The following is a 26,417-nucleotide window of genomic DNA, read 5'->3' on the forward strand; positions in this document are numbered from 1 at the left end:
CATCCCCCAAGCTTCCGCCAGCCAATGCCCCCGACGCCGCGCCGACCAAAGATGCACCCAAGCTCATCATGTCATTAAAATCCTGCGTTCCAGGTTCATAACCCTGACTAATTAAATAATCACTTAATACCGGTACCATCGCTTCATGCATCATGCCAGCCGCAAGTCCGGCGGCTGCGCTGCCGCCGCCGATCCTGGCTTCGATCAAGCCGACGATGCCGTGCAGGGCGATTTTTTGCGGGGAACCGTCTGGCCATTTTCCTTGCGCCAGATCGCCGACCATGTTGGTCAGCACTGCGCCAACCAAACCCGCGATGCGCTGATTGTCTTGTGCTTGCTGTTGTTGTAGTTGCAGATCCTGCGCTTGTTGTAGCGTGAGCGTATTGGATAGCGTCGCATTGGCGGTGGTCGCGTCGCGCTCGGTGAGTGTGTTTGCGGTGGCTTTGCTATTGGCGTCCGTGGTGGCGTCGCCGCTGCCAGTGATGGTGACCGTGGCGGGGCTGATGACGCTGTTGGTGTTGCTGCGGTCATCACCGTTTTTGGGCATGCCGATACCGCTGAGATTGCCTAGAACGTTGCCCATCACGTTGCTGGCGATGCTGCCGGTGGAGAGGCTGACACTGATACTTTCGGCGTCGGTGTGCTGGGTATTGACGAGATCGCGGCTGGTGAGGCTGGCGGTGCGCAGACTGTTTTTGTCGGCGTCGGCTTGGCTGGTGATGGCAGCACCGGTGAGGTCGGTATTGCCTTTGACGTTGATGTCAAAGCCGCCTTTTCCAGCGGCGATGCCGCTTTGTCCGACTGCACTGCGATAGTTGTGGTCTACCGTTTGGCGTGCGTAACTGACACCGCCACTAGCCAGCACGCCGACGCAAATGGGTGGAATACATAGACTGAGACTGAAGCCACCGTTTTCTTGTTTGCTGTCAAAGTTGCTGATGTCCTGTTGCGTCAAGATGTTGAGATTGCCGCCAATGTCGAGATTGACTTTGTTGGCCGCCAGTTGCGCACCGATCATATTCAGATCGCCGCCACTTTTAACGCGGAGGTGATTGGTGGCGCTGATCTGGGTATTGTCGTAGGTAGTCTCATGACCGTTAGTGTGCCCTTTAGAAGCGGACGCCCCGATCTGAAAGCTGAGTCCGGTTTGCTGACCGTTGGAACCCAATGTAGCCCCAAGTCCCACGTTGCTGCCACTGTTGGTCGATTGCACATCGGTGGTGTTGGTGGCGGCTATCAAATGAATATTGCGTGCCGCGTCGAGGCTGATGTCGTGTGCTTGCAGTTTAGCGCCTTCCATGCGGATATCACCCTCCCGACTCGTGATGTTGATTGTGCTGGCTTGCGCTGTCGTGCCACGCGCTTGCGTTGCCCTGTTCTTGCTGTCCTGCTTGCTTTGACCTACACCCAGACTGACGCTGACGCCAAAACCCTCACCCTTCGCATCCGGATCAGGCGGTTTTTTGGCGAGTACATCTTGAGTCGCATGAATGCTGCCATTAGCGGCATCGACCAATCCCGGCAATGCCGCCGACAGTTTGTAGGCGTCATAACCGGCTTTGAGGGCAAGTGCACCTTTGAGACGATGATTGCTGGTGTGTTGACGTTCGGCCACCATGTCACCGATACGCGTGACCGCACCACCTATGCTGCCGGTTAAACTGCTGCCTAAGGTCACGCTGTGGCTTTCTGCATGATATTGACTGATGCTGTTGTTGTGCACTGCTTGCAAATCGACGGCATTGCCGCCAATGTTGAGCGTGTCTTTTGCCAACAGTTCCGCGCCTTGTGTGGTGACATTGCCTTGCCCTGTGCCGCGGTATTGCGAATCCAGACCTGCTTGCAGGTTGAGATTGCCGCCATTGGCCGATAGCAGGCTGGTGCTGTAATCGGTCGTGTCTGCACTGCTATTTTGTAGTGCACTGTTGGTGCCGTAGTTAGTGAAGCGCGCATTAGCTCCGCCTGTGATATCCATTCTGGTGCCGCTGCTGTGACTGCTGGTATCGGACGTTTGCGTGTTGGCAGCGGCGAGTACGTTGATGTTACGTCCAGCGCCGATGCTGATATCCTGATCGGCGGTAATCGCGCTGGCGGTGATGGTGGTATCGCGCCCACTGTTGATATGTACATTGGCGCCGCTGATATCGCTGCCAATCTGATAGATGCTTGTATCGGTCTGGGCCTGATCCTGCGCAGTCTTGCTATAACTAAGTCCTGACATGAAGTTGGCAGAGAGGCCGTTGCTGGTTTCCTCGGCAGAGAAACTGTTTTGGCTGGTTTGTTGCGCACTGGTGATGTTGACATCGCGTCCTGCATTCAAGGTCAGATCGTTCTCGGCGATCATCTGACTGCCGTGGATGGTGGTGTCGCGCCCTGATTGCATGGCAATTGTCTTGCCGGTGAAGCTGCTGCCGATCGCCTCTGTGGTCTGGGCATTCGCTTGCGAACGGCTGCTGGAAGACGACAACAGGCCTTTGGATGTAGTGTGGATGGCCTGATCGAGACTGCCGCTTTGTTGCCCCGTACCGATCGTGATATCACGTCCTGCAACGGCAGCCAATTGATCCGCAGCATTGACGGTGGCGGCGCTGGCGTGAATATCCTGACCGGCAATCAAGGCCAGATTACCACCCGCATTGATCGCGCTGCCATTGACTTGCGTCTGACGTTCATTGAGGTGATTTTGATCGTTGTAACGGACATTGCTGGTGGCTTGCGTGGTGACGGTATCGAGGTTCAGGTCACGACCAGCTACCAGTGCCGCGTCGCCGGTTGTGTTGAGCGTAGCCGCTACCAGATTAATGTCACGTCCGGCTTGTATCGATAGTTGATCGGCAGTGATGCTGGCGATGCTTCCTATGCCGATCGTCGTGCCGTTTTTGCTATTGCTGGTTGTGGTGTCTGTACGCAGCGTGACATCGTGACCGGCGAGAAGTCCGACGCGGTGACCGCTGATGCTGCCGCCGCTGTTAAGGATGTCATTTTGGGCAATTAATAATGTGCTGCCGGTTTTGCCGGTACTGCGTAGCTTGCCGCTATTAGCGATGTCGGCGGCATGGACGACCAGATTATTTGCCGCTTGCAGCGTGCCGCCGTTGTTGAGACTGCCGTTTACCGTCAGGTCGATATCGTGGGCGGCGATGAGGCTGCCAGTGGGCGCAATGTCGCCAGCGCTCGCGCGACTGAGGTAGACCACGGGCGCCAATACCTGGGTCTGACTGCCATCTGCCAAGGTAACTGTTTGACTGACCAGCCACACCATGTCGGTAGTGAGCGCGGCCATTTGTGCGGCGCTTAATGCAATGCCGGGTGTCAGCTGGAAGGCATCAGCGCTGGCGACTCCGGCCTCCATCAAGGCCTGATATTGGGTTTCGTTGTTAGTGTAGTCACCTAGAAAACGCTTGCCGGTCAGTTCGGCGATCTGGTCGTTGATCAGCTTCTGCTCATAATAGCCATCACCCAAGCGCTTTTGCAGCCGTTGCGGATCAAATGAGAGGCGACGCAAAAGATAGTCGCTGGAAATAAATTGTTTGTAGTTGGTAAACGCCGGATCGGTTTCAATCAGATACGGCTGCCCCGGTTGTGGATGGACAATAAACAAACCATTGTTGGGTAGCACCAAATTGGGTAGCGGCGTAGTAGCCGTGCCCACTGTATGGCGTGCGCCGTCGTCGAGTGTCTTATCGGCGGCATTAGCGTCTAACTCGCTGCCGTCGATGAGGGGGACATCACCGCTATCAACGCCGTTGCCAACGGCATGGTTGGGACCAGTTACCGGTTGCGTATGATCTTGTTGGGTCCATACCGCTAACGCCAGCGGCACCGAAGGCAGAACGACATCGTAGGCGGCTCCGTCATTGTCGTACTGATAGTGGTTGTCGTGATGGCTGCCGCTGACCCAATGATAGTAGTTTTGGCCGGCGGTCATCGTCTGCGTGGTACGGATTTCTCCGGCTGCGCCAAGATTGTGGATCGCTTCGGCATTGCCACTGAGCGTACCACCGGCAATGATGGTGCTTTTATCGTTGATAATCGTGCCAGATAACAGCATATTGCCGCCGGACGTGATCATGCCGGGATCGCTATGCGTTACCACTGTGTGCTGCACGGTCTGTTGGTAGTCGCGCTTGTAGAACTTCTCAAAACGCGCACCACCCGGAACCACCAGCACGATGCCGCCTTTACCCGTTTCGGTCAAACTGATCTGATCGGCGCGATACCAGATGTCGCTGTTCCAGGCGCGGTATTCTGTAACGTGACGGGTCAACGCGGGATCGTTCTGCAAACCGGTGCTGAAGTGATTATTTTCATTGATCAATGCGGCGGTGGAAAGACTTAAAGCGCCACCGGCGTCGATGGTGGCGGAGCTGTTGCGGATTACTGTGGCGTTGCCAGTGACGTGCCCATCGGCATCGAGTCCGCCGCCCAGCACCATGTCGCCCATGCTCTGAAGTAAAGCGTGCTCACGATTGATGATCGTGTCAGCGCCGATCTGCAACGTATTACGCGAGGCAATTACACCGGCCTGCTGGCTGCTGGGGTCCGACGCATTGATCAGCGTGTGCGCGCCGATCACGATATCGTTGCCGTAAATACGTCCGGTATTGTGGAGAGTGTGGACTGCGTGCAGGATGGCGCTGCCCTCGCCACTGTTGATCAGGCCGTTGTGCTGGTTGTCGATCATGTCAGCACGCAGGTGCAAGTGGCGTACTGCGGTGATATCACCACTATTTGTCAGCGTACCGGTCGTGGTCAGTGTCAGATCACGATTGACCAGAAACGTATTGCCTGCGGTGTGACGGTAATCGCTCTGCAAATGTAATGTCGCGTCCTGTCCTGCAATGAGCGTGCCTTCGCCGGTCAGGGTCGCCGCATCAATTGTCACATCACGCCCGCTTGCGATGGTCCCGCCGTTATTGGTCAGGCTTCCGCTGGTGGACAACAGAATGTCACTGGTTGACCCTTCTTTTGCCTTGTTACCGCCCGTGTTGGCGATCACGCCAGCGCTATTATCGAGACTAGCAACGGCAAGCGCGATCGTGCCAGCCGCGCCGAGTTGGCCCCCAATGTTGGTCAAGGCGGTGTTGTGATGGCTATCACTTACGCGCAGGTCGCGGCCTGCGTAGACGGAACCGGCATTGTTATTGAACAGCCCCCGCGTGGCGAGGGTCAGGTTGCCAGCCGCGACGATTTGGCCGTCCGCGCTGTTATCGAGATGTGCGCTAGTGAGTATCACGTCGCCATTACCGCCGATAGTACCGGCATGGGCATTGATAATCTGGTCACCACCATCGATCTGTGTCGCTCCGGTGCCGCTGTTGGCAATGCGCCCGGCGCTATTATCCAGATTACTACTCGCTATGCGCAGTGTGGCGGCGCTGCCGTTCGCTTCGATACGGCCATTCCGGTTGGTGAGCCCGCCGCTCGTCTGGACGTTGACGTTGCCGCCACTTTGGATGACGCCATCGGTATTGTCGACTTGGCCGGTGATTTGCGCGTCGGCATCGTCGGCTCCGCCACCATCTACTACCAACGTCAAGTCGTCGTTGGCGTACAACGTACCACCGCTGTTATCGAAGTTAGCGGCATGCAGATCGAGCATTCCGGCGCTGCCGATAAAGCCGCCAGTATTGTTGGCGATGCCATTGTCAATACCTTGCGTCACCCAAAGTGACAGGGCCGCCGAACCTGTTCCCTGAGCCAGGCTTTGGAGAGTACCGCCCGCGTTTTGCAGACTCTGCGCGGTAATGTTAAGACCATTTTGGGTGGCTTCAATCTTGCCAGCGGTATTGTTCAGTTGTGCGGCTATGTGGAGTGCCAACTGACTACCGCCGAGATAGCCAGCGCGGTTGTCAAACCCGCCTTGGGTGGTGGTGATGCGGGTGCGCCCTTGTGCAAACAGCGTGCCACCCCGATTATCGATACCGGCTGCGGTGAGTGTCAGTTGCCCATTGCTGCCGATGCTGCCGTTGACGTTGCGCAATGCGCCGCTATCTAGGCGCATGACGCCTGAACCGGCATGCTGAATCGTACCAGCATCGTTACGCAGACTACCGGCTTGCAGTGTGAGGTGGTCGGCATTGAATGATAGTACGCCGCCGCTGTTATCAATGTCCGCGTTCGTGCTGATGGTGGCGAGGGTTCCCTCACCAGCGCCCGACTGGGTAAGCGTGCCGCCCCGATTGGAGAGGCGCGCCGATTGACTGCGCCATTGCCCACTACTAAAAACACCGCGGTCGTTGATCAGCGCACCAGTGGCGCTCAGCGTTGCCACACCGCTTGATTGCAGATTGCCGCCCGTGTGATTGATATCACCGGCAGTGGCGGTCAGCGTGATGTTGCCCGCAGCACTGGTCTGCGCATTCGCCAAATGCACACTGCCACCGCTCATGGCGATGTTGCCACCTGCGCTGTTCTGACCGGTCGCCGATAGCATCCCACTGGCGCTTAGATGGAGATTGCCAGCTAGCGTAGCGTGGCCTTTAGCGTCAATCCCCGCAGCTAGAATGCCAGTCGAATCAAGACTGGTTGCGTGGATCGTCATATCATGTTGGGCCGCTAGTGTGCCGGTATTGCTGACGTTACCGGCACTGGCGAGGTGGACGCTGTGCTGACCATACAGCGTGCCGGTGTTGGTCACATCGTCATCACTGCGCAGGGTAATCTGACCGCTGGCATTCGTCTGGCCGTTAAGCGTAATCTTGCCATGGCTGTCGATGCTGATATCTCCCGCTTGCGCGGCTAGCGTGCCCATGCTGACCACGCCGACACCGGCTTCGGTACCGATCAAATGGATCTTGTTGGCATACATACCGCCCAACAAGGCCACGTCGATACTGACGGTTGGCTTGTGATCATCGCCCTGCATCACCTGCACGCCCAGATCGGCATAATTGACGTGATTAGTGCCCGCGACGACGTTGAGGCGGTCAGCCCATAATTGCCCGTTCACCTGAACACTACGGCTTATAAGATCAAGCTGACTGGTATTTGTACCCTGCAAATCATCAATGCGGATATCGCCACCGGTGACGCGAAATGCCTGCAAACTACTATCGCCACCAAACATCGGCGTGCCAGTGGTCAGCACGCCGCGCGTCGTGTTGATGAAGCCGCACCCACTGCACGTGATCCCGTTCGGATTGGCGATAATTACCTCGGCGCGCTGACCGGCAACTTCGGTAAAACCCGACAGTTGGCTACGTCCACCACCGCGTACTTCATTAAGAATAATTCGCGCACTGCCAAGGCGTAATGCAGGATTGCCATCGACCAAACCGCCTTGCTGAGTACCGGTAATACCGCGTGCATTATTGAGAATCGCCCCGTGATTATTGACATCGAACTGGCGGTATTGATTGTGACTGAGTCCTGATGCGTTCGGCGCGGTGATCTGGACTAGTGGCCGCCCGTTGGCGGTCTGGTCGACCGTGGGACGGTGCGCACCAGCGTTAGGGTCGGCGATAATCTGGGCCTGCACCACGGTGACGCTTCCAAATAAAGCAGCAATGATCAGGCTCAAAGGAATAAAGCGCAAACCAGACCACTGAGTTACCCGAACCGGACCGGAAGATCGTTTGGACTTTCCACCGCCTCCCGACACATTCTCTGCAACGACCATGCGTTCGCCACGAGCGTGATTAAAGATGATGCGGTAGGCTTGTTTGTTCATAAAGTATCCGATTCAGGAAAAGCATGACCAGAGAAAAAATGTCGGTCAAGGTGTTGAAGCGTGCGCGAAATGATCCAGTGACGTTTTGTACCGGACGACATGCGAACGCCTTTTTTAATATTGATAGCTGAGATTGAAACCAACCGCTGGCGTCGCAGTGACAAAACCTGCGGGCTTATAAAGCGGCCAACTGGAGAAAAGATCGACACTGATCCCCCGATAGCCGCCACGCAAACCTACAGTGGCCCCGACCATCTTGTCGCCCAACAGATACTGCACGCTCGGGCCGAATACCTTGCCAACATCGATGCCGAGATAAGCCGACTGGCCGCTCTGCGTCAGCGGAATATCGAGTTCATTACGGAAGAAGAAACCGCGTTCACCCGCCAGGGTCAACTCGCCGTCAAAACCGCGTACGGTATAGCGATTGCCGAGCGACAGTTGGTCTGTCATATACAACGGGGAACGCGTATTTTGAGCACGTAACGTGCCGATGTATGTCAACGGTTGCAGCGCAATACTGAAAGGCACAACCAAAGTGGCGTCGATACTTTGCAGTGAATAACGGAACGTAGGATCGCTATCGCTACGCCAATCCTCGTCTGCCTGACCGTTAAACCATGACACGCCCCAGCGGTTGGCGAAAGTCAGATCAAGTTGGGCATTGCCGAAATAGTGCTGGTGTACCCAGGCTAGTTCAGCAAAGGTGGTATTACGCTTTTGACCGTCGATTTCGGTGGCGTCGATATAGGTATGACTCCAACGTTTGCCGACTTTAAATTGCCAGCTATTTTTTTGGAACTGATTTCGCTGAAATAACTGCGTCACGTTAAATTCCAAATTACGCGACTTCCCAGCTGACACGAAGTTCTGATAAGCGCCTGCAATTTGCTGATGATAGTCAAGGCTGCTGGCACTGAGCGCGTAACGCCAGTACCCAACCGGAACGGCATAATAAAGGCTATTGCCGCTGGTGCCGTGCTGCCCTGATTTGCGATCGGCATCGGTATTGATGCCGATGTTCACCATATCGCTTAAGCCTAATGGATTGTCGACGCCAAGGTTGAAGCCCGTTTGCAATTTGCCAGTGCCCTGCGCGCCACTATCGTCCATGTGTGCGCTTAATTTCCACGACTTGTCACGATCAACAGCGATGACAACGTCGCTTTCACCGGAGACGTCTCCGGGTACGATTTCCAACGTCACATCCTGACTTGGGACGCGCTTCATCTGTTCCAGTCCTTGTTCCAGATCGCGCAAATTAAGCAGCCGCCCCGGGCTGGTAGGAAAAGCATTTCTGACGGTTCCATAAGTCGCCGGATCAGAAAAACGCAACGTTCGAATAAGGCCCGGCACCAAGGCGAGGGTAAGAGTTCCAGTGGATAAATCTTGGACCGGAATGCCGATACGGGTTGTGCTATAGCCTTGCTGCAGAATCCGGTTAGTCAAACGTTCTACAATCAGGTTCACACCGTCTTTGCCAAGGCATGCGCCAGCGTAACGGCGCAGATAATCATGCGCAAAATGGAACGGGTCAAACAATAAATTACTCGCGCCAGCCAATTGCATAACGGGTGAAAGCGATTGCGGAACGCGAAGTACAAATTGCGCAACTGTGAAACACGGCGACTCTACCGGCAGCGACAATAGGTTCGGGTCATTATTATTTTCCACAGCGCCAGAGACAAATGGCGCTAACGCGTCCAGGTCAACTTTGGGAAGTTGCAAGGCGCGCTGACGTGATAGGGCTTCGGCCTGACTGCGACGCCGTTGCTCTTCTGTAGAGGAAGTTTGAAGTGCCTCCGCTTGCGCCGTCTGGGAACCAAAGACCACAATACTAAAGGTGAATAACAAGCTTGCCGTTAAGCTAAAGGCAGCAGGCCGTTGAAGGTAAGCAATGCTGGGAATGATGGCGTATTGTTTCAAGATTGCCTTTTTGAAAATGATTCAATGACATCATTCTACAAAGCAATAACCTCCAATAGATATCAGATAACGCTCAAAATAAGAGAGACTTTTCTATAACTTTATTAAGATTTATTACCCACATGGGCCAATTCGTGTAAGCCAGATGCCGAGCCCACAAAATCGGTATAGAAGTTGGCCCCCAGTGCGCTACATATTCCTCCCGGATGATGTACATTATTGGTACCAAGCGGAAACATTTACTTTGGGCACTGATGCACTAGTGACATCTATTACCAAAATGTCCACCATTAAGGCTTTGAGGAAGCGATCCCGTTTTCCTCGTGAAATGCCCTTAGTCAAAAAATAACTAAAATCATAAAAACTATTGAGTTAGTAAAATAAATTAATTTTTACTATCATTAAATTTCTGCAATACTCTGTTTCAGAGGCTTCACTCTTCCCGAACATTAAAAGGAATCGTATGAATAAGCTTACAACTGCAGCCGGCGCACCAGTACCGGACAATCAAAATATCCAGACGGCTGGTCCACGTGGTCCTGCTCTATTGCAAGACGTATGGTTTCTCGAAAAACTTGCCCATTTTGACCGTGAAGTCATCCCTGAGCGCCGTATGCATGCTAAGGGATCGGGCGCTTTCGGCACATTTACCGTCACGCATGACATTACGCAGTACACGAAAGCAAAGATCTTCTCTGAAGTCGGCAAAAAAACTGAGATGTTTGCACGCTTCTCGACCGTGGCAGGCGAACGCGGTGCGGCTGATGCAGAACGCGATATCCGCGGTTTCTCGTTGAAGTTTTATACGGAAGAAGGTAACTGGGATTTGGTCGGCAATAACACGCCTGTGTTCTTTTTGCGCGATCCGATGAAGTTTCCTGACTTGAATCGTGCTGTCAAGCGCGATCCAAAAACCAACATGCGTAGCGCTGATAACAATTGGGACTTCTGGACCTTGCTGCCTGAAGCACTGCATCAGGTGACCATTGTGATGAGTGACCGTGGACTGCCAAGGTCATATCGCCATATGCATGGTTTCGGCAGCCACACGTTCAGTTTTATCAATGCAAAAAATGAACGTAATTGGGTCAAATTCACATTCAAGACGATGCAGGGCATTGAGAACATGACCGACGCCGAAGCGTCTGAATTAGTCGGTAACGATCGCGAAAGCGCACAGCGCGATTTACTCGAAAGTATCGACAAAAAAGATTTCCCTACCTGGAAATTATTTGTTCAGATCATGCCGGAAAAAGATGCTGGTACTTATCACATTAACCCTTTCGATCTGACCAAGGTATGGCCACGTAAGGACTATCCGCTGATTGAAGTCGGCGTGATGGAATTGAATCGCAATCCAGAGAACTATTTTGCCGATGTTGAGCAAGCGGCGTTTTCTCCGGCCAACGTTGTGCCGGGTATCAGCTTCTCGCCAGACAAAATGCTGCAAGGCCGTTTATTCTCTTACGGCGATGCGCAACGCTATCGCCTGGGCGTCAATCACCACCAGATTCCGGTGAATGCGCCAAGATGTCCGGTCAATAGCTATCACCGTGATGGTTCTATGCGCGTCGATAGTAACGCTGGTAGCACAATCGGCTATGAGCCAAACAGCAAAGGCGCATGGCAAGAGCAGCCAGATTTCTCCGAACCGCCATTGGCACTAGAAGGTGCAGCGGATCATTGGAATCATCGCGTTGATGACGATTATTATTCCCAACCGCGGGCATTGTTTCAATTAATGACGCCAGCTCAACAGCAGGTGTTGTTCGATAACACAGCACGTTCTGTTGGTGGTGCATCTAAAGAAATTCAGGCGCGTCATATTGGCAATTGCACCAAAGCTGATCCTGCGTACGGCGCTGGTGTTGCGAAGGCATTGAGTTTGTTGGCTAACAACAAGTAAGCTGAATAATTTGGTTCTTATTTGAATTAAAAAAGTCTCGACTACGTTTTGTAGCCGAGACTTTTTTTGCCTAATGCCCGGTCATGAAATAAGTTAACTTTTATTCTGTCGAAAGCGCCGAAGCCGAGCGTATCCATAAAAAATGAAACATGAGAATGATTTGTCATAACGCATGACGATCCATTCTAGCGCCCCGATTAGTGCGCCCTTTTAGCCGGTCTTTGCTGAAAAACCAACATTGCGATCAGCATGAAAGCGAACAACGAAGCCGACGCCGTGTAGCGGCTTAAAGCCAAACCACCGGCATGGAGCGGCTTATCCAAAAAATCACCGACCACAGCGCCAAGTGGACGTGTCAAAATAAATGCTGCCCAGAACAAGATGGTGCGACTTATTTTTGTCCCGTAGTATGCCGCGACAACAAGCGCCAGCAGACCGGAGAATATTAACGCAGCCCCGCCGTAGCCGAATCCTGCCGTATCTGCCGTCCAGTCACCAAGCGCAGTTCCTAGCGTTTGAGAAAACATAATAGTCACCCAATAAAACATCTCGGCTTTTGGAGAACTGATGGCGTTGACCGATACAGACCCAAACGTGCGGTACCAGAAAAACAGCGAAGCGATCAATAACGCAAATAATAAGGATGATCCGCCTGCATATCCAACTCCAAGCGAACGGTCAGCAAAATCTGCCAACGTCGTGCCGACCGTTGTCGTAGCAATAATCGTTATCCAGTAGAGAAATGGGTGAAAGCTCTTTGCCTTAATCTGAGCGGTTACAGCAATCAAAAATACAGCCGCAAAAATAATCGTTCCGACAAGATAACCAAGATTCATCGACATGGACACCGCATCGCCACCGGTTTCCCCAAGTGTGGTCGCGGCTATTTTTATAATCCAGAAAACTAAAGTCACCTCAGGAACCTTACTTAAGGTATGTGAATTAGTATTATTTAGTGGGTTAACCATGCGTCTGATCCTTATTAAGTTTGCCAATTATGCCGTTATTCCGGGAGACCGACAGATAGATCACCAAACTCGTAATGATCACTAAAAATAAGGCACTGATGCCAGCCGTTCCCAAACCAAGACCGCCATTTACTATTGGCTGAGATAACAGATCGCCGCAAGATGCGCCAAACGGACGAGTGAGTATAAAAACGATCCAGAAGCATGCAACAGCGTTGGCTTTGAAAGCGTAACGGGCCAGCGCTACAACAGCAATAAGTGTGCCGAATAATAGCGTCGCTTTAGGATAACCAAGCCTCAAACCTTCAGCGATCCAGTCACCTGCGGCAGTGCCTAAAGCAAACGTGAATAAAATAGCCGTCCAGTAAAAAAACTCACGTTTAACGGTATTAATGGAATGAATCGATAGCGTTTTCTCTTTGAAATACCACACGGCAAACGTCGCGATCAGTACCGCGCTGAATGCGCCGGTCGAGACAGCCAACGGCACTCCGAAGTTATCACTCAGGTTATCGGTAACGAGTGTGCCAAATACGCTAATTAATACGACGGCTGCCCAATATAGCGAAGGGATATAACGCTTTGCGCGAATTTGCAAAGCCAACGCGATGGCAAGCAATACTCCCGTACAAACGGACGTGCCGATTAATCCAAAATGCAGATCGACATTAAGATAATCGGCGGCAGTCTCGCCCACCGTCGTAGACATCACTTTGATCACCCAGAAAATTAGCGTGACGGCTGGCACTTTATTAGCCCAATGGGATGTTGATCGTGTGGCAAGAGTATTCAAGGTACGCTCCGAAACCGAATGGATATAACCCAGAGCATGACTTAGAAAACTTAGGCCAGACATAGGCCAAAAGTGGAATTAGTCGCAGGCGTGCAAAGAGTTTGGTGCAGACCTCTGATATCGCTTGATTCATCGACCACTGAAACGGTTGGTGCTTCGTGTACGCTTGCTCAGTCTCTTCCAGCTTTAAACCAGGCTCAGACGCTCTGCATTTCCCTGTCATATTTTAAATGTCGCTCAATAGTTGCGTCATCTCCTATTGAGCTGTCTGTTTTTATTAGATCACGACAACAATCACCGGGCTGAGAAAAATGTTAATAGTGCTGTCACAGGATGTTGAATTTCAATCCCATCGATAAGCTTAGCCTGACATCTGCACGAATAACCCGTTGCCAGCAACACCTCATCCTTTTTTTGAGCGCGTACGATGGGTCCCCAGCTTTGACCATAAATCGTTTCAGAAATAGATCTTTTTTTAGCTTCATGGCCATATGTGCCGGCCATTCCGCAACAACCGCTTGCTTTGATTTCTAGCCGCAGACCCAACGCTTCAAAAACCTTTTGCCAGTCTGTGATCGCTGAAGGAACGTTAGTTTTTTCGCTGCAGTGTGGAAGCAGAAAAAAATCGGGAGATCGCGTCGCGGGAACTCTTCTCAAATCGGCGACATGATCTGCTAACCATTCCTGCACCAGCTGCACGGAAGGCCCGGCATTTTCTCCCAGTACTTTTACGTACTCCGCACGATATGCAAGTGTCATCGAAGGATCGATTCCCACCAGATTAATTCCACTCTTTTCAAGCTGGACGAGTTTATCCGCAGTACGTGCTGCTACACGCTGAAAGCGCTTTAAGAACCCATTTACGTGCAGTGGCTTGCCATTCTCGGCATAGGGAGCGAGAAATGGTGTGAATCCAAGCTCGCGGAGAAGCTCAAATAGATCGAGTACAAGTCGCGTCTCAAAATAACTGGTAAACGCGTCTTGAACAACAATAACAGATTTGGATTTTTCGAGGGGAGACAGTTGGTTCAGATCACTGGATATTGCGTTGGAAAAACCCCTACGCCGTAATTCTGTTTGCAAGTCGATACCAGTCAAGACCGGCGTCTCCACCAAATTGAATACACGCAATACTTTCCTACCAACGCGACTCCCAATTAGTGCGTTGTAAAGCGTCGAAATCTTTGAGACAGCCGGCAGCATGCTCTCCAGTGAAGCAATAAGATAATCTTTTGGCGATCTTAGGTAGCGGCTGTAATATAGTTCAAGAAACTTGGCCCTGAATTCCGGGACATCCACCTTGACAGGACATTGCCCGGCGCATGATTTGCATGCCAGGCACCCGTCCATGGCTTCAAAAACCTCATTCGAGAAATCGTAGCGTCCAAATCGTTTCGTAACGGAGTTGGTGAGTCGAATTGGTAGCTTGGCGATCACGCTCTCTTTACGAAGTCTTGCAGTTTCTGCCAAAGGATCGACACCGTGCATAGCAAGCTGGCGCAACCACTCCCGCAGCAATGAAGCCCTTCCCTTTGGAGAATGCCTGCGGTCACGCGTCGCTTTCCAGGAGGGGCACATCGCGTCGTCCTGGTTGTAATTGAAACATGCGCCGTTGCCATTGCAATGAAGCGCCTCCGTAAAAGCCGCGCGGACGTGCGGGGGTACAACCCGATCCAATTGCCCACGTGTCGGGACCGAATCTATCCGCAGTAGCCGGGCATCATCAGGCGCGACGATTTTGCCTGGATTAAGGCGATTTTCGGGATCGAAAACAGCCTTGATCTCCTGAAGACACGCGTAAAGTGGTCCAAAAAAATCCGGTGAAAATTCTGAGCGAATTCCCTTCCCGTGTTCTCCCCACAATAGACCCTTATACTTCTTCGTCAACACGACAACCTCTTCAGAGATCAGCCTGATCAGTTTTTCCTGCTGAAGGTCCTTCATATCTATGAACGGCCGAACGTGCAGTACTCCTGCGTCGACATGACCAAACATACCGTAGTCCACCTTATGGCTATCTAACAAAGCACGGAATTCCGCAATATAATCGGCAAGATGTTCCGGTGGAACGACTGTATCTTCTACAAACGGTATAGGTCGCTTTTCACCCTTCGTGTTTCCAAGCAGACCTACCGCCTTTTTTCTCATTCCCCAGATACGCTCCACAGAAGCGTTGTCCTTCGCCATCGTAAATCCGCATCTGCCTGTGCTGCGCGTATCGTCCTGAAAATAAGCTTCGACACGATTGAGTATTACATTTAATTCTTCTACGGAGTCTGCAAGGAATTCGACCAGATTGATTCCCATCGCCGGCACTTCATCTTCAGGAAAAAAATCCTTAACGCCCAGCCAGATAACATCCTGTCTTGCCAGTCCCAACACCTTGGAATCAATGGTTTCGATTGATGAAGCACTAAGTGCCATCAAATTCGGAGCATCACGCAATGCGTTATCGAAAGTTTTATAACGGATGTTAACCAACGCACTGCATCGGGGTATCGGCAAGACATTGAGCTTGGCTTCCACCACCATACCGAGCGTACCTTCAGAGCCACAAAGAATATTATTGAGGTTAAATAGTCCGTTTTCATCCCTGATGTGCGCAAGGTCATAGCCGGTCAAACAGCGATTCAGTTTTGGGAAAATGGAAGCAATGAGATCTTTCTTGTTACGGTAGATCGCATCGATCACCCGATGTATTGCTCCCACTCTGTCGGTGCGACACTTCAATATCTCCAGTTCAGTCGGCCTCAGCGCCCGCGAATGCCACAGCGTGCCGTCAAGCAGCACTGTCGACAATTCAAGCACATGATTTCTTGTTTTTCCATACAGACAAGATCCCTGGCCACTGGCATCAGTGCTGATCATGCCGCCAATCGTAGCGCGGTTCGAGGTGGACAACTCTGGAGCAAAGAAAAGGCCGTGCGGTTTTAATGCCGCATTCAACTGGTCTTTAACAACACCCGCTTCAACACGAACCCAGCGTTCTGCCACGTTTATCTCAAGTATGCGGTTCATGTTGCGTGAGATATCTACTACGATGCCATCGCTCAGGGCTTGCCCGTTCGTACCCGTGCCACCACCTCGCGGCGTAAGCGCTAACGCAGAAAACCGAGGATCTGCCGATGAGCTGGTAATACGCACGACATCATCCACGGTTTTAGGAAATACGACCAGATTTGGCAAGCGCTGATAGATCGAGTTATCCGTGGAAAACACTGTACGGTCCGCGAAGCGCGCACTAACCTCTCCTTCAAACCCGCGCACTTGAAGCTCTGAAATGAAGTCGAGGTAGATAGACTCTACCGGCAACGATTCTAAAAGTCGTGGAATCATGGTTGACTATTGAGGCCCGTGGTTATGCCGTCATCTTGAAAATAGCGGTCGCATTATTGCTATCGAAGCTTAAATCGAGCTTTTCATCGCCGTCTCCATGAACTATCTGGTCGCGTTCAATGAATTCATAGAACGAACCAGGCACATCAATTTGCTCGAAACTGCTGACAGCACCTTTGAACCGTCTTGATACTGAATCCGCGAGAAAGGCCGTCTGGCGAACCCTGCCGTTCTTCGACACTTCCACTTCTGGCTTGATCGAAAAGCCAGCGGCTTTCAAGGAAGCATGCAGCTCATACAAATTGTCGACACGCGCAGTAGCATGGTTAAAGGCATTTCCTTCAGTCGTAATCCAACCCATCTCCGCCGATTCCGCGACGATCGTACGATAATCCTCGATGCAGGGCAGCTCGTGTTGACGACCAAAGCAGGCAGCAATGCCTAATACGACATTGGCTGCGTCATGAAAGGGCAGCGACATATCTCTTTCCAGTCGATCCAGAGTACCTTGAAGAGCCGATGTGACCGGATCACGACTTGTAGCGATCGTTCTGTAGACCGCTTGTTGGCATTCATCAGAAAGCTGGTCGGTAAATATCTCACTAATAAAAAATTGCGGGATGTCCTCGGGGAAATCCTGGTGCGCATATGAGCGCCCCATCATCTTCAGGCGCGGTAGAGGATATTCTCCGTTAAGCTGATAACCCAACGGAATCAAGAGCCGCGTCAACGCAGCTTCGCCCGAAGGAAACCCGTCGATTCCGTCAATTAAGACGGTACGCGCTGCACCATGATCCAATACAATTTTTGTGTCCTCGCTCTTGAACTCATAGACGTATCGTTTGGCAGCAGGTACACGCCTCAATAAGTCATGGAACAGGACCAGAGCGAGCGTCTGTGCAATCGACGCGCGGTCAACAGTACCGAGCGCTGGGCGATTTGTCAGCGTGGGGATGACATAGACATGATTGAGCACGTCTTTTGCGTCACCCTCATCGATGATGTAGGACAATAATTGAAAAACTGCCGATGATTCCATAATTTTTCCCTATTCATTAAAAATTTACCGACGAACAGCAACTAGCCGTAATTGCGACCAACCGTCAGGCCGCCACAAACATACAAGGTCTGCCCGGTCACGTAGTCTGCTTGCTCTGACACCAAATAACTTACCGCGCTTGCGACGTCTTCGGGCTTTCCCAGCCTTCGTCTGGGAATGGAAGCGACCATAGCGCGAGTTTGTTGACTGTCCGGTTGGTTGTTCGACGCCCACAACTCGGTCAGGATCTGGCCGGGTGCGATACAGTTAGCGCTAATGCCAAACGGCCCAAGTTCTATCGCGAGGGTGCGCGTCAATCCAAGGAGCGCCGCCTTCGAAGCTGAATAGCCAGCTCTGCCAGCCTTACCCAAGACCGCACCACTCGCGATATTAACAATGCGGCCCCATTGATTTTTCTTCATGGCTGGCAAGGCCGCCTGGATGGTCATCACAGAAGCTTCAACGTTGACCCGCCACTGCTGGCTCAGTGCAGTTGACGTGATCGTTCCGACGGTCTCGACAGCAACCGCACCAACGTTATTAACCACGATAGTTATCTCATGAAGGCGACAGATTTTTTCAAGAATTACCTGAGTTTCTATCGGATCGTCCAGGTCGCACTGATAAAGATGTCCTCGAAAATCGGGGACCGGGTTGCGCGCGATACCGATGACCTCGTAACCGTCCGCAGCCATTTGTTCCGCGATGGCCCGTCCGATACCACGGGTAGCCCCCGTTACTAGAACTGATTTAGCCATTTGATACCTTTCGTGGTTGTTCGGATTTCTGTCCAAGATAGGCGTCGACGATATCCGTCCTCTGGATTAACTTTGCGGGCTGATCATGCGCGACGATCTTTCCCAACTCGACGACGTAGGCATAGTCCGCCGCCTTCAACGCCCGCTGGACGCTTTGTTCGACCAGGAGAATCGTCGTACCGGCGGATTTCAGTTCGGCGATCACTTTGAAAATTTCGTCAACGATCAGTGGTGCCAAACCCATACTTGGTTCATCCAACAGCAACAGTTTCGGCTCCGCCATCATTGCGCGCGCCATGGCAAGCATCTGCTGCTCACCTCCAGAGAGCAAACCTGCTTGTTGCCGGAGGCGCTCCTGCAAACGCGGAAACAAAGATAGAACACGCGCACGCGTTGCTTTGTAGCGTGAAGTCGGTAGCCAAAAGCCACCGAGTCTCATGTTTTCATCCACGGACAGGCTTGGAAAAATTTGCCGACCTTCAGGCACCTGAGAAATACCCATGCGAGCGATTGCGGCGGCGGACCGCCCACTGAGCGGCTTCCCTTGGTAATTCAACGTACCGGACCGGGGCTGGACCAATCCAGACAAGCTGCGCATCAGTGTTGATTTTCCCGCTCCGTTGGGGCCAATGACCGCCACAGTCTGGCCAGCCTTGACGGACAGGGAGATGCCGCGCAACGCCTCAACTGCGCCATATGACACATAAAGTTCATTGATATCAAGCATGGGCGTCCTCTACTTCTGTTCCCAGGTAGGCGGCGATGACCGCAGGGTCGCTGGTGACCTCGTCTGGAATACCGGAGGTCACTAGTCGACCAAAATTGAGCACTGTAACCCGGTCGCTCAAGCATTTGATGAAAGGCATGTCGTGCTCCACGATCAGGATGGTGACGCCTTGGTCATTAATATCCCTGATCAATGTGGTTAACGTATCGCGTTCTACGTCGTTCATCCCTGCCACCGGCTCATCCAGCAACAGCAGACGGGGCCGGGCGGCTAGCGCCCGCGCAATCTCCAGTCGGCGTTGCGCGCCGTAGGGCAAACTGGCTGCTTGCGTGTGTGCATGATCGGCTAATCCCACCCGATCAAGCAGCGACAGTGCCTCGGCGACTACACTCTTTTCCTCATCGCGTCCCCGTCCCCATCCCAGTGCAGCCGAGAATACGCTTGTAGAAGCGAGCGCGGTGGCACCAAGCATGACGTTTTCGAGGACCGACATCGAACTGAAAAGTCGAATATTCTGGAAGGTGCGCATCATGCCGATTCCGGCTCGGTCGCGAAGAGGTATGGCACTTAAATCGCCCACACCGTCCATGTGAATAGTTCCAGACGTCGGCCGCTGCACTCCGGATATGATGTTGAACAGGGAAGTTTTACCTGCACCGTTCGGCCCTATCAATGCATGGATGTGACCTTGCTTGACCGTAAAGGAAACCTCGTTCAGCGCAGTTAGCCCCATAAATTTCATCGTGATTTTATCGACGATTAACATATCCACGTATCCTAAGAGTTTTGATTGGAAACAGTCCCGATGGCAGGAGCATGACGACGACGACAATCACTAGGCCGTTAAACATGGTGCGGTATTCGGCCAGCCCACTGAGCATTTCCGGCAAGGCGATCAAGACGATGGCGCCGAGAATTCCACCCAGTGGCGAGGCGATTCCACCTAGCACGACATAGCTCAACACCGTGACACACGATTGGAAAGTAAACTCATTGGGAGAAATACTACCCATCGCATGCGCATTGAGGGCTCCCGCCAGGCCTGCTAAGGCGGAAGAAATCAATACACAGGTCAGTTTCACTTTCCCTACATTGATTCCCATGACTGCTGCCGCAACTTCATCCGTCCGCACCGCCTCCATGTTGCGTCCAATGCGTGATTTTGAGATCCACAGCATTCCCGCGGCAACCAAACACACGATGAGATACAGAGTAGCTAAAGAAACAGGGTGCGGAACGCCGGAAATGCCTAACGCACCACCGAGAAATTCCATATTGATTACCACCGACCTGACGACGGCAACAAATGCGATAGTACCGATGGCCATATGAACCCCGGACAGACGCAGCATTGGATAAACAATCAATGCAGCGACTGCCGTGGCAAAGGCGATCGCCATCAACACCGACATCCACAGAGGTAAGCCAAACTGCATCGACAACGTGGCACTGGTATAGGCGCCCATCGCCATGAATGCGACCTGCCCAAGAAACAATTGCCCGGTTGCTATTACCCAATAAAGCGACAATGCCAGCAAACAGCCGATACCAACTTGGGTAAGCAGGGTCTGGTAGGTCCATAAAAGGTTATCAAAAAACACGTTCATGTCAGACCCTTTTCGCTGATTTCAATGGAATCAGGCCGGTAGGCAAGAACCATAAGGTGGCAAGTAGTAACGAAAATGTCACGGCATCCCGATATGCAGAACTGATATAGGCGCTAGTCATGATTTCGACAACACCGAGCAGCAAGCCTGCGACCAGCGCTCCAGGGATGCTACCCAGGCCGCCAATGATCACGACGGCAAAACCATGAAGCATCATTCCTTCGCCCATAAACGGTTCCACAGCGTTGGTGTTCATGCCGATAAGCGTACCGGCCACTGCAGCCAAAACGCCTGCCATACAGGAAATAAGGGCCGTGATCCGAAATGGCGACAAACCAACAAGCAGCGCCGCGATTTCAAGATCGCCGACCGCTCGCGCAGCAATACCCCATCTCGACTTTTTCAGGAACCAAAACAAGGCTATGACGATCACGAGGACAATCCCGACAATACTGATTTGCAGCTGGCTGAGCGTGATCGCTCCCAGATTCACGATAGTGTTTCCACCAAAGTTTGGCGGAAACCGAAGCGGTTCCGCGCCGACTAAGCGTGTTAATAGTGAATAAGCGAATAAGGACAACCCTGTTGTTGCCAGTAGCGATGCGAGATATCGATCCGTGCGGCGGCGCAGCGGTGTCACGATAATACTATCGAGCAAGATTGCAAAGACGCCAGTTGTAACGGCCGATATCAGCAGCGCACCGAACAGATTGACGCCCAATGCTTTGGCAGCCCACAAGGAAACGTAAGCGCCTACGGCAAAATAAACACCGTAAGTCAGATTAATGACGTGCAGAACACCAAAAATAATTGTAAAACCTAGGGAAAACAAGGCATATACAGCACCGAGTACGAGACCATTTGCCAATTGTTGTGCGAACACGTTATCTCCTTTTTGCACAGGGCAAAATGCAGCCCTGTAAAGCATTGCAGCCAACGAACAAATCGAACATTATGGGAAAGAGCAAAGCGGCAACCTGCGCGGCTCCTCTTTCCCCACAACATATCAATACACTGGCGCGAACAAATCCGAAATATCACGACCCGTGCAGTTGGCCCTCTTCATTTTTTGTCTGGATAGAAATACTTTGACGATGCCAAAGACATCGCCCAACCCTGCTACATCGGTGCAAATTTGCCATCTTTGACTTGCAGCGTTACTGCGTTGCCCACACCACTCGGATCCCGATTAGGGGCAAAAGAAAAATCCCCGAATAGTCCATGAATGCGCGACTTGGCCAAGGTATCGCGAATGCTGGCTGGCGTCTTTAAAGGAGAAGTTTCGATTGCCGTCACCATGAGCATCAAGCCTTGGTAGCCCTGTGCCGCATACGTATCTGGATCTTCTTTGAATTTTTTCCGATAGAGGGATATGAATTCGACATTTTCGGGATCTTTGCGGTCGATAAACCATGGACTTGAGACCACCAGACCCTCTGCGCTCGCGCCGGCCAGCTCAATAATTTTTGGCGAGTTGAAGCCATTTCCACCCACAAAGACCGTTTTCTTCGGCAACCCGAGCTTGGCGGCCTGCGTCAGAATGGACGCGCCGGTATCAGGATAAGCACCGGTGAAGATTGCATCAACGTCCATCGATTTCACTTTTGTAAGTTGGGCTGAGAAATCAGTGTCTTTCGTAGAAAAGGACTCAATATCAACGATGTCGATTTTTTCCTTGGCGGCAATGGCTTTATATATTTCTAGCGATTGCACCATATTGGGATCATCGTTGGCGTAGAAGATGGCAGCGCGCTTGATGTTGTACTTCGCCTTGGCCCTGCTCACCGAAAGCGGAATCAAAAGTTGCTCGGCCAGCGACGTGCGGAACACATAAGAACAAACATCAGGGATACCCTTTGCAGTCGCATTGACCGTCAACATCGGCACTTCTCGCTCACAAGCAATTCGGCCAGTAGCAAGGGCCTCGCTACTTAAGGTAGGTCCGATGATAGCCGTCACTTTTTCTTGCGCAATAAGGCGTCGGAAGGCATTAACCGCCTGATCCCGATTACCGGCCGAATCCTCTACAACGAGTTTTAAAGGACCGATACCTTTTACACCTCCCCGGGCGTTGACCTGCTCGGCCGCCAGTTGAATGCCTTTGTAGGTCTGCCCTCCGAATTTGGCATTCGGGCCGCTGAGGACCTGGACAATACCAAGACGTACTTCTGCAGGAGCAGAGATCGCCGTTGCACTGACGATAAGTGATAGTGCGGCAAACATGGTGATACTGATTTTTTTGGTACATCTGATAGTCATTTAATTCCCCCCTGAACTCACGATTGGCATCACATAGAACCCGATGAGATGACTATAGAGGATCAAAAAACCTCTAGCAAATCAAAAAATTGCAAGTGCATAGAATTAAATTCAACTCGCGTTTAGCCTTCTGGAAATTTCAAGGGTGGTTGAGAAATATGCGAACGGAAGCATCTCTTTTCGTTGAATAATTCCATTACATCCACACAGCGAGGAGTCGAGATGTCTAAATTCTATCCAGCGATCGATGGTCAGTTTCGTGAATTTATCGAAGACCAACAACTTTTTTTTACTGCCACCGCGCCGGCTAACGGACGCGTAAATGTTTCTCCAAAGGGCATGGACACATTTCGCGTACTCAACCCAAACCAAGTGATCTATCTTGATTTGACCGGTAGCGGAAATGAAACAGCAGCCCATGTCACCGAGAACGGACGGATGACAATCATGTTCTGTAGCTACGGGCGACAGCCGATGATCATGCGGCTATACACGAAGGCGCGCCTGATATTTCGTGGTGATCCAGAGTGGGACGAGCTGCTGGCAATGTTTCCGGAGATGCCGGGCACCCGGCAGATATTTTTTGCCGACGTTGAATCGGTTCTAACGGCATGCGGCTTTGGTGTTCCGGAATACGATCTGAAACGGGTGCGACCAACGTTGCAACAATGGTCCGAGGCAAAAGGAGAAGAAGGCATGATGGAATATTGGTATGACAACAATATGGAAAGTATCGATCAGCTGCCAACCGGTTTGAAAGTGGAGGAATAAAAGATGCTATACGACAACAATGATCTGAACGCATTGCGTGAACGCTCGACTGCAGCGATTTCGGACGCGCTGGACACGATCACCCGTCGCCAGCAAACGATTTCGCCATCGATCAGTTTGCTTTATGGCCAGCGGATCTTTGGACCTGCCATTACCATCATGGTCGCCGCAACCGCAGAGAAAGCATTTCATAAAGTTTGCATGCAGACGCTCGATGAATGCGAGGAAGGATCCGTTATCGTCCTTGCAGGTGATCCTGATCCAATCACCGCGGCATTCACTACAACCGAAATAGCAATAGCGAGCAAACGCCGGCTAGGCGGGTTGCTCACGGACTGTGCGGTCCGCACGCCAGCGGTATCGGCTCCCGATGCGGTCGGTGTTGCCGGCGCTGGTCGCTCGCCCGCCAGCGGTTTTGGCAGGATCAAAACAATGGCGCTGTGCCCTTCCTCAACCTGCGGCGGCGTCACAATCAGTCAAGGCGACATTATTGTCGGCGACCATCTTGGTGTGGTTGTTATACCGACCAAGCTGGTCCATGAAATTGCGGTCATCGCGCATCGGTACGAACAACGCATTGCCGACATGGAGCGCGATATTGACGTGTCTGGCAGCTTGCGCGGGGCGACTGACCGACATTGGAAAATTGTCGAAGCCGAAGCCGAAGGAGATGGCCAATGAGCACAAGCCAGGTGACACTGCATTTTGCCGACGGCGAACAGGCCCTCGTCCATTGCGACACCGAAAGCAATATCTTCAATGCTGCCAAAGCAGGCGGCATTGGATTGGCGCACGATTGTCTCAACGGCAGTTGTGGGACATGCAAAGGCCATTTGCGATCGGGTGCAGTCGACTATGCCTTGGAGCGCAGCTTGCTGGCCGTTTCGGGCGATGAGCCGGATGCTGTTCTTGTTTGCCAGGCGCAGCCGGTGTCTGCCTCTCTGGACATCGAACTGCCATACACCAGGGCCTCGCTTCTTCCCCAGAAAAAGCGAATGCTCAAGATCATCTCCAAAACGAAAGTAAGTGCCACCGTTTGGGATGTACGCTGCAAAGTGGAAAAATTGCGGATGTTCGAATTTCTTCCTGGGCAATATGTCAAGGTCAGCCCGCAGGGACAAGACTTCATGCGTGCGTACTCTCCATACACCTTGCCTGGAAAAAATGAGGTTGGATTTCTTATACGCGAACTAGCGAACGGCGCAATGTCTGGCTACCTAAATGAATCTCCGGTTGTAGGCGATGTCTGGAACGTCGAAGGCCCATTCGGTGTTTTCTACCGGCGGCATACCATCGCCCCGTCTCTCTATATCGCCGGCGGAACAGGTCTGGCACCCATCCTATCGATGTTATCCGATCAGGAAAGACTGCAACAGCCGACAGGCCCGAAACATCTCGTATTCGGCGTCTCGCGATTGGAAGATTTGTTCTACACAGATGAATTGAACGCGTTGCACGCCAAGATCGCTGATCTAACTGTGACCCTGGCGGTGGTGGATGGCATACAAGGACCCAACTGTGTCAAGGGTAGTGTATTAGACGCATTGAGTCCCGCCCTCTTCCAATCGCTCGGCACAACAGGCGCCACCTACCTTTGCGGCCCTCCCGCGATGGTGGGTGCGATACGTGATCGCGCACAAGAGTGGGACGTTCCTCTCCAGCGCTTTTATACCGAAGAATTTCTCCCTACTTAGGAGCATTGAATGAAATCCCAGAATCCCATTGTTTGCGCTGCGCAAATTGCACCGGTCTACATGAATTTGGAAGCCACCGCAGACAAGATCATCGAAAAAATCGCAGAAGCCGGCAAGCTCGGCGCCGAGCTGGTCGTGTTTCCGGAAACGGTTCTGCCTGGTTATCCCTATTGGACATTGATCCACGATCCCTACAGCGCCCGGATTCGTTTTTCCGGTAAGTTATACGAGCAAGCATTACGGCTCGATTCTCCTATTGTCAAGCGTCTGCAGACAGCGGCACGCGAAGCCGGCTGTGTCTCAGTCATTGGCATCAACGAGTTAGACGGCGGCACAATCTACAACAGCCAGCTTTCCATTGATGCTGACGGATCAATCCTTGGCTGCCGCCGCAAGCTCGTGCCTACGCATCATGAACGGATTACATGGGGAAAAGGCGATGGATCCGATTTGCAGACGTGGAATACCAGCGTAGGGAAAGTTGGTGCCCTGATCTGCTATGAGCATACAAACCCTCTTTTCCGATACGCAATCCAGGCACAGGGAGAAGATATTCATATCGCAAATTGGCCGGGCGGGATGCCTTGGACTGACGACCTGATTGACGCAGCGGTACGCATGTATGCGATCGAGTCGGCGTCGTTTGTCATTAGTACCACCTCTATTTTTACCGAAGACATTGCCGACTATCTGGGCACTGAAGCCTCACAAAAGCTGAAAATTGGCGGTGGTGCGTCGTCCATCGTTGCTCCTGGCGGAAAATATCTGGCGCGTGCACAAGCTGACAATGAAGAACTTTTGACGGCGCAACTTGACTTCAAACTCATTGCAGAGTGGAAACATATAGTCGATGGCTGCGGTCATTACTCCCGGCCAGACGTATTGAAATTACAGGTTAACCTCAGCAAGCAACTCAACATCGAAACCACTTACCAATCATCTTTTAATTCTGGAGTATAAA

At 52.1% G+C, this 26,417-nt stretch carries 17 protein-coding genes; 5 read left to right on the plus strand and 12 right to left on the minus strand.

Annotation, left to right across the window (positions count from 1 at the left end; all coding sequences use genetic code 11):
* A partial coding sequence (locus QN379_RS16645; RefSeq protein ID WP_323507122.1) for a hemagglutinin repeat-containing protein occupies nucleotides 1-7,672 on the minus strand: 7,672 nt, incomplete at its 3' end.
* Between the two features lie 114 nt (nucleotides 7,673-7,786).
* Complete coding sequence (locus QN379_RS16650) at nucleotides 7,787-9,598, minus strand: ShlB/FhaC/HecB family hemolysin secretion/activation protein (protein ID WP_322239720.1); 1,812 nt, start codon at nucleotides 9,596-9,598, stop codon at nucleotides 7,787-7,789.
* A gap of 463 nt (nucleotides 9,599-10,061) precedes the next feature.
* On the opposite strand from QN379_RS16650, the gene QN379_RS16655 reads away from it, so the two are divergent.
* The gene (locus QN379_RS16655) at nucleotides 10,062-11,504 is read left to right on the plus strand and encodes a catalase (RefSeq protein WP_322239722.1); all 1,443 of its coding nucleotides are present in this window, start codon (nucleotides 10,062-10,064) and stop codon (nucleotides 11,502-11,504) included.
* A gap of 197 nt (nucleotides 11,505-11,701) precedes the next feature.
* On the opposite strand, the gene QN379_RS16660 is transcribed toward QN379_RS16655, so the two are convergent.
* The 10 genes from QN379_RS16660 to QN379_RS16705 form a co-directional block, all read right to left on the minus strand.
* Nucleotides 11,702-12,472, minus strand: a complete 771-nt coding sequence (locus QN379_RS16660; protein WP_322239724.1) for a hypothetical protein — start codon at nucleotides 12,470-12,472, stop codon at nucleotides 11,702-11,704.
* A complete protein-coding gene (locus QN379_RS16665) occupies nucleotides 12,465-13,265 on the minus strand; it encodes a hypothetical protein (protein WP_322239726.1) in 801 nt (266 codons plus the stop codon). Before QN379_RS16665 ends, QN379_RS16660 begins: the two co-directional genes overlap by 8 nt.
* Before the next feature lie 294 nt (nucleotides 13,266-13,559).
* Complete coding sequence (locus QN379_RS16670) at nucleotides 13,560-16,601, minus strand: FAD-binding and (Fe-S)-binding domain-containing protein (RefSeq protein ID WP_322239728.1); 3,042 nt, start codon at nucleotides 16,599-16,601, stop codon at nucleotides 13,560-13,562.
* A 22-nt stretch (nucleotides 16,602-16,623) separates the two neighbouring features.
* Complete coding sequence (locus tag QN379_RS16675; RefSeq protein WP_322239730.1) at nucleotides 16,624-17,640, minus strand: 2-oxoadipate dioxygenase/decarboxylase family protein; 1,017 nt, start codon at nucleotides 17,638-17,640, stop codon at nucleotides 16,624-16,626.
* Between the two features lie 41 nt (nucleotides 17,641-17,681).
* Entirely contained in the window at nucleotides 17,682-18,398 is a 717-nt protein-coding gene (locus tag QN379_RS16680; protein WP_322239731.1) for an SDR family oxidoreductase, read from the minus strand.
* Nucleotides 18,391-19,125 carry an ABC transporter ATP-binding protein gene (locus QN379_RS16685; RefSeq protein ID WP_322239733.1) on the minus strand — a complete coding sequence of 245 codons (735 nt, stop codon included), beginning with the start codon at nucleotides 19,123-19,125 and terminating at the stop codon, nucleotides 18,391-18,393. The genes QN379_RS16680 and QN379_RS16685 overlap by 8 nt, the downstream gene beginning before the upstream one ends.
* A complete protein-coding gene (locus QN379_RS16690) occupies nucleotides 19,118-19,891 on the minus strand; it encodes an ABC transporter ATP-binding protein (RefSeq protein WP_322239735.1) in 774 nt (257 codons plus the stop codon). The genes QN379_RS16685 and QN379_RS16690 overlap by 8 nt, the downstream gene beginning before the upstream one ends.
* Nucleotides 19,875-20,732 (minus strand): branched-chain amino acid ABC transporter permease, encoded by an 858-nt coding sequence (locus QN379_RS16695; RefSeq protein ID WP_322239737.1) that lies wholly within the window; start codon nucleotides 20,730-20,732, stop codon nucleotides 19,875-19,877. The genes QN379_RS16690 and QN379_RS16695 overlap by 17 nt, the downstream gene beginning before the upstream one ends.
* Nucleotide 20,733: 1 nt before the next feature.
* The gene (locus QN379_RS16700; protein ID WP_322239739.1) at nucleotides 20,734-21,615 is read right to left on the minus strand and encodes a branched-chain amino acid ABC transporter permease; all 882 of its coding nucleotides are present in this window, start codon (nucleotides 21,613-21,615) and stop codon (nucleotides 20,734-20,736) included.
* Nucleotides 21,616-21,851: 236 nt separating this feature from the next.
* Nucleotides 21,852-22,991 (minus strand): ABC transporter substrate-binding protein, encoded by a 1,140-nt coding sequence (locus tag QN379_RS16705; protein WP_322239741.1) that lies wholly within the window; start codon nucleotides 22,989-22,991, stop codon nucleotides 21,852-21,854.
* A 222-nt stretch (nucleotides 22,992-23,213) separates the two neighbouring features.
* Between QN379_RS16705 and QN379_RS16710 the strand changes: the two genes are divergently transcribed.
* Genes QN379_RS16710 through QN379_RS16725 form a run of 4 tightly spaced genes read left to right on the plus strand, consistent with a single transcriptional unit; the run spans nucleotide 23,214 to nucleotide 26,416 of the window.
* Nucleotides 23,214-23,762, plus strand: coding sequence for a pyridoxamine 5'-phosphate oxidase family protein (locus tag QN379_RS16710; RefSeq protein ID WP_322239743.1), 549 nt, complete (start codon nucleotides 23,214-23,216; stop codon nucleotides 23,760-23,762).
* Nucleotides 23,763-23,765: 3 nt separating this feature from the next.
* Complete coding sequence (locus tag QN379_RS16715) at nucleotides 23,766-24,443, plus strand: hypothetical protein (RefSeq protein ID WP_322239745.1); 678 nt, start codon at nucleotides 23,766-23,768, stop codon at nucleotides 24,441-24,443.
* On the plus strand, nucleotides 24,440-25,456 hold the full coding sequence (locus tag QN379_RS16720; RefSeq protein WP_322239747.1) for a 2Fe-2S iron-sulfur cluster binding domain-containing protein: 1,017 nt from the start codon (nucleotides 24,440-24,442) through the stop codon (nucleotides 25,454-25,456). The genes QN379_RS16715 and QN379_RS16720 overlap by 4 nt, the downstream gene beginning before the upstream one ends.
* A 9-nt stretch (nucleotides 25,457-25,465) precedes the next feature.
* Nucleotides 25,466-26,416, plus strand: coding sequence for a carbon-nitrogen hydrolase family protein (locus tag QN379_RS16725; RefSeq protein ID WP_322239749.1), 951 nt, complete (start codon nucleotides 25,466-25,468; stop codon nucleotides 26,414-26,416).
* Nucleotide 26,417: the final 1 nt, after the last annotated feature.

This window comes from Glaciimonas sp. Gout2 (assembly GCF_035018905.1).
In the GTDB taxonomy this organism is placed as follows: domain Bacteria; phylum Pseudomonadota; class Gammaproteobacteria; order Burkholderiales; family Burkholderiaceae_D; genus Glaciimonas.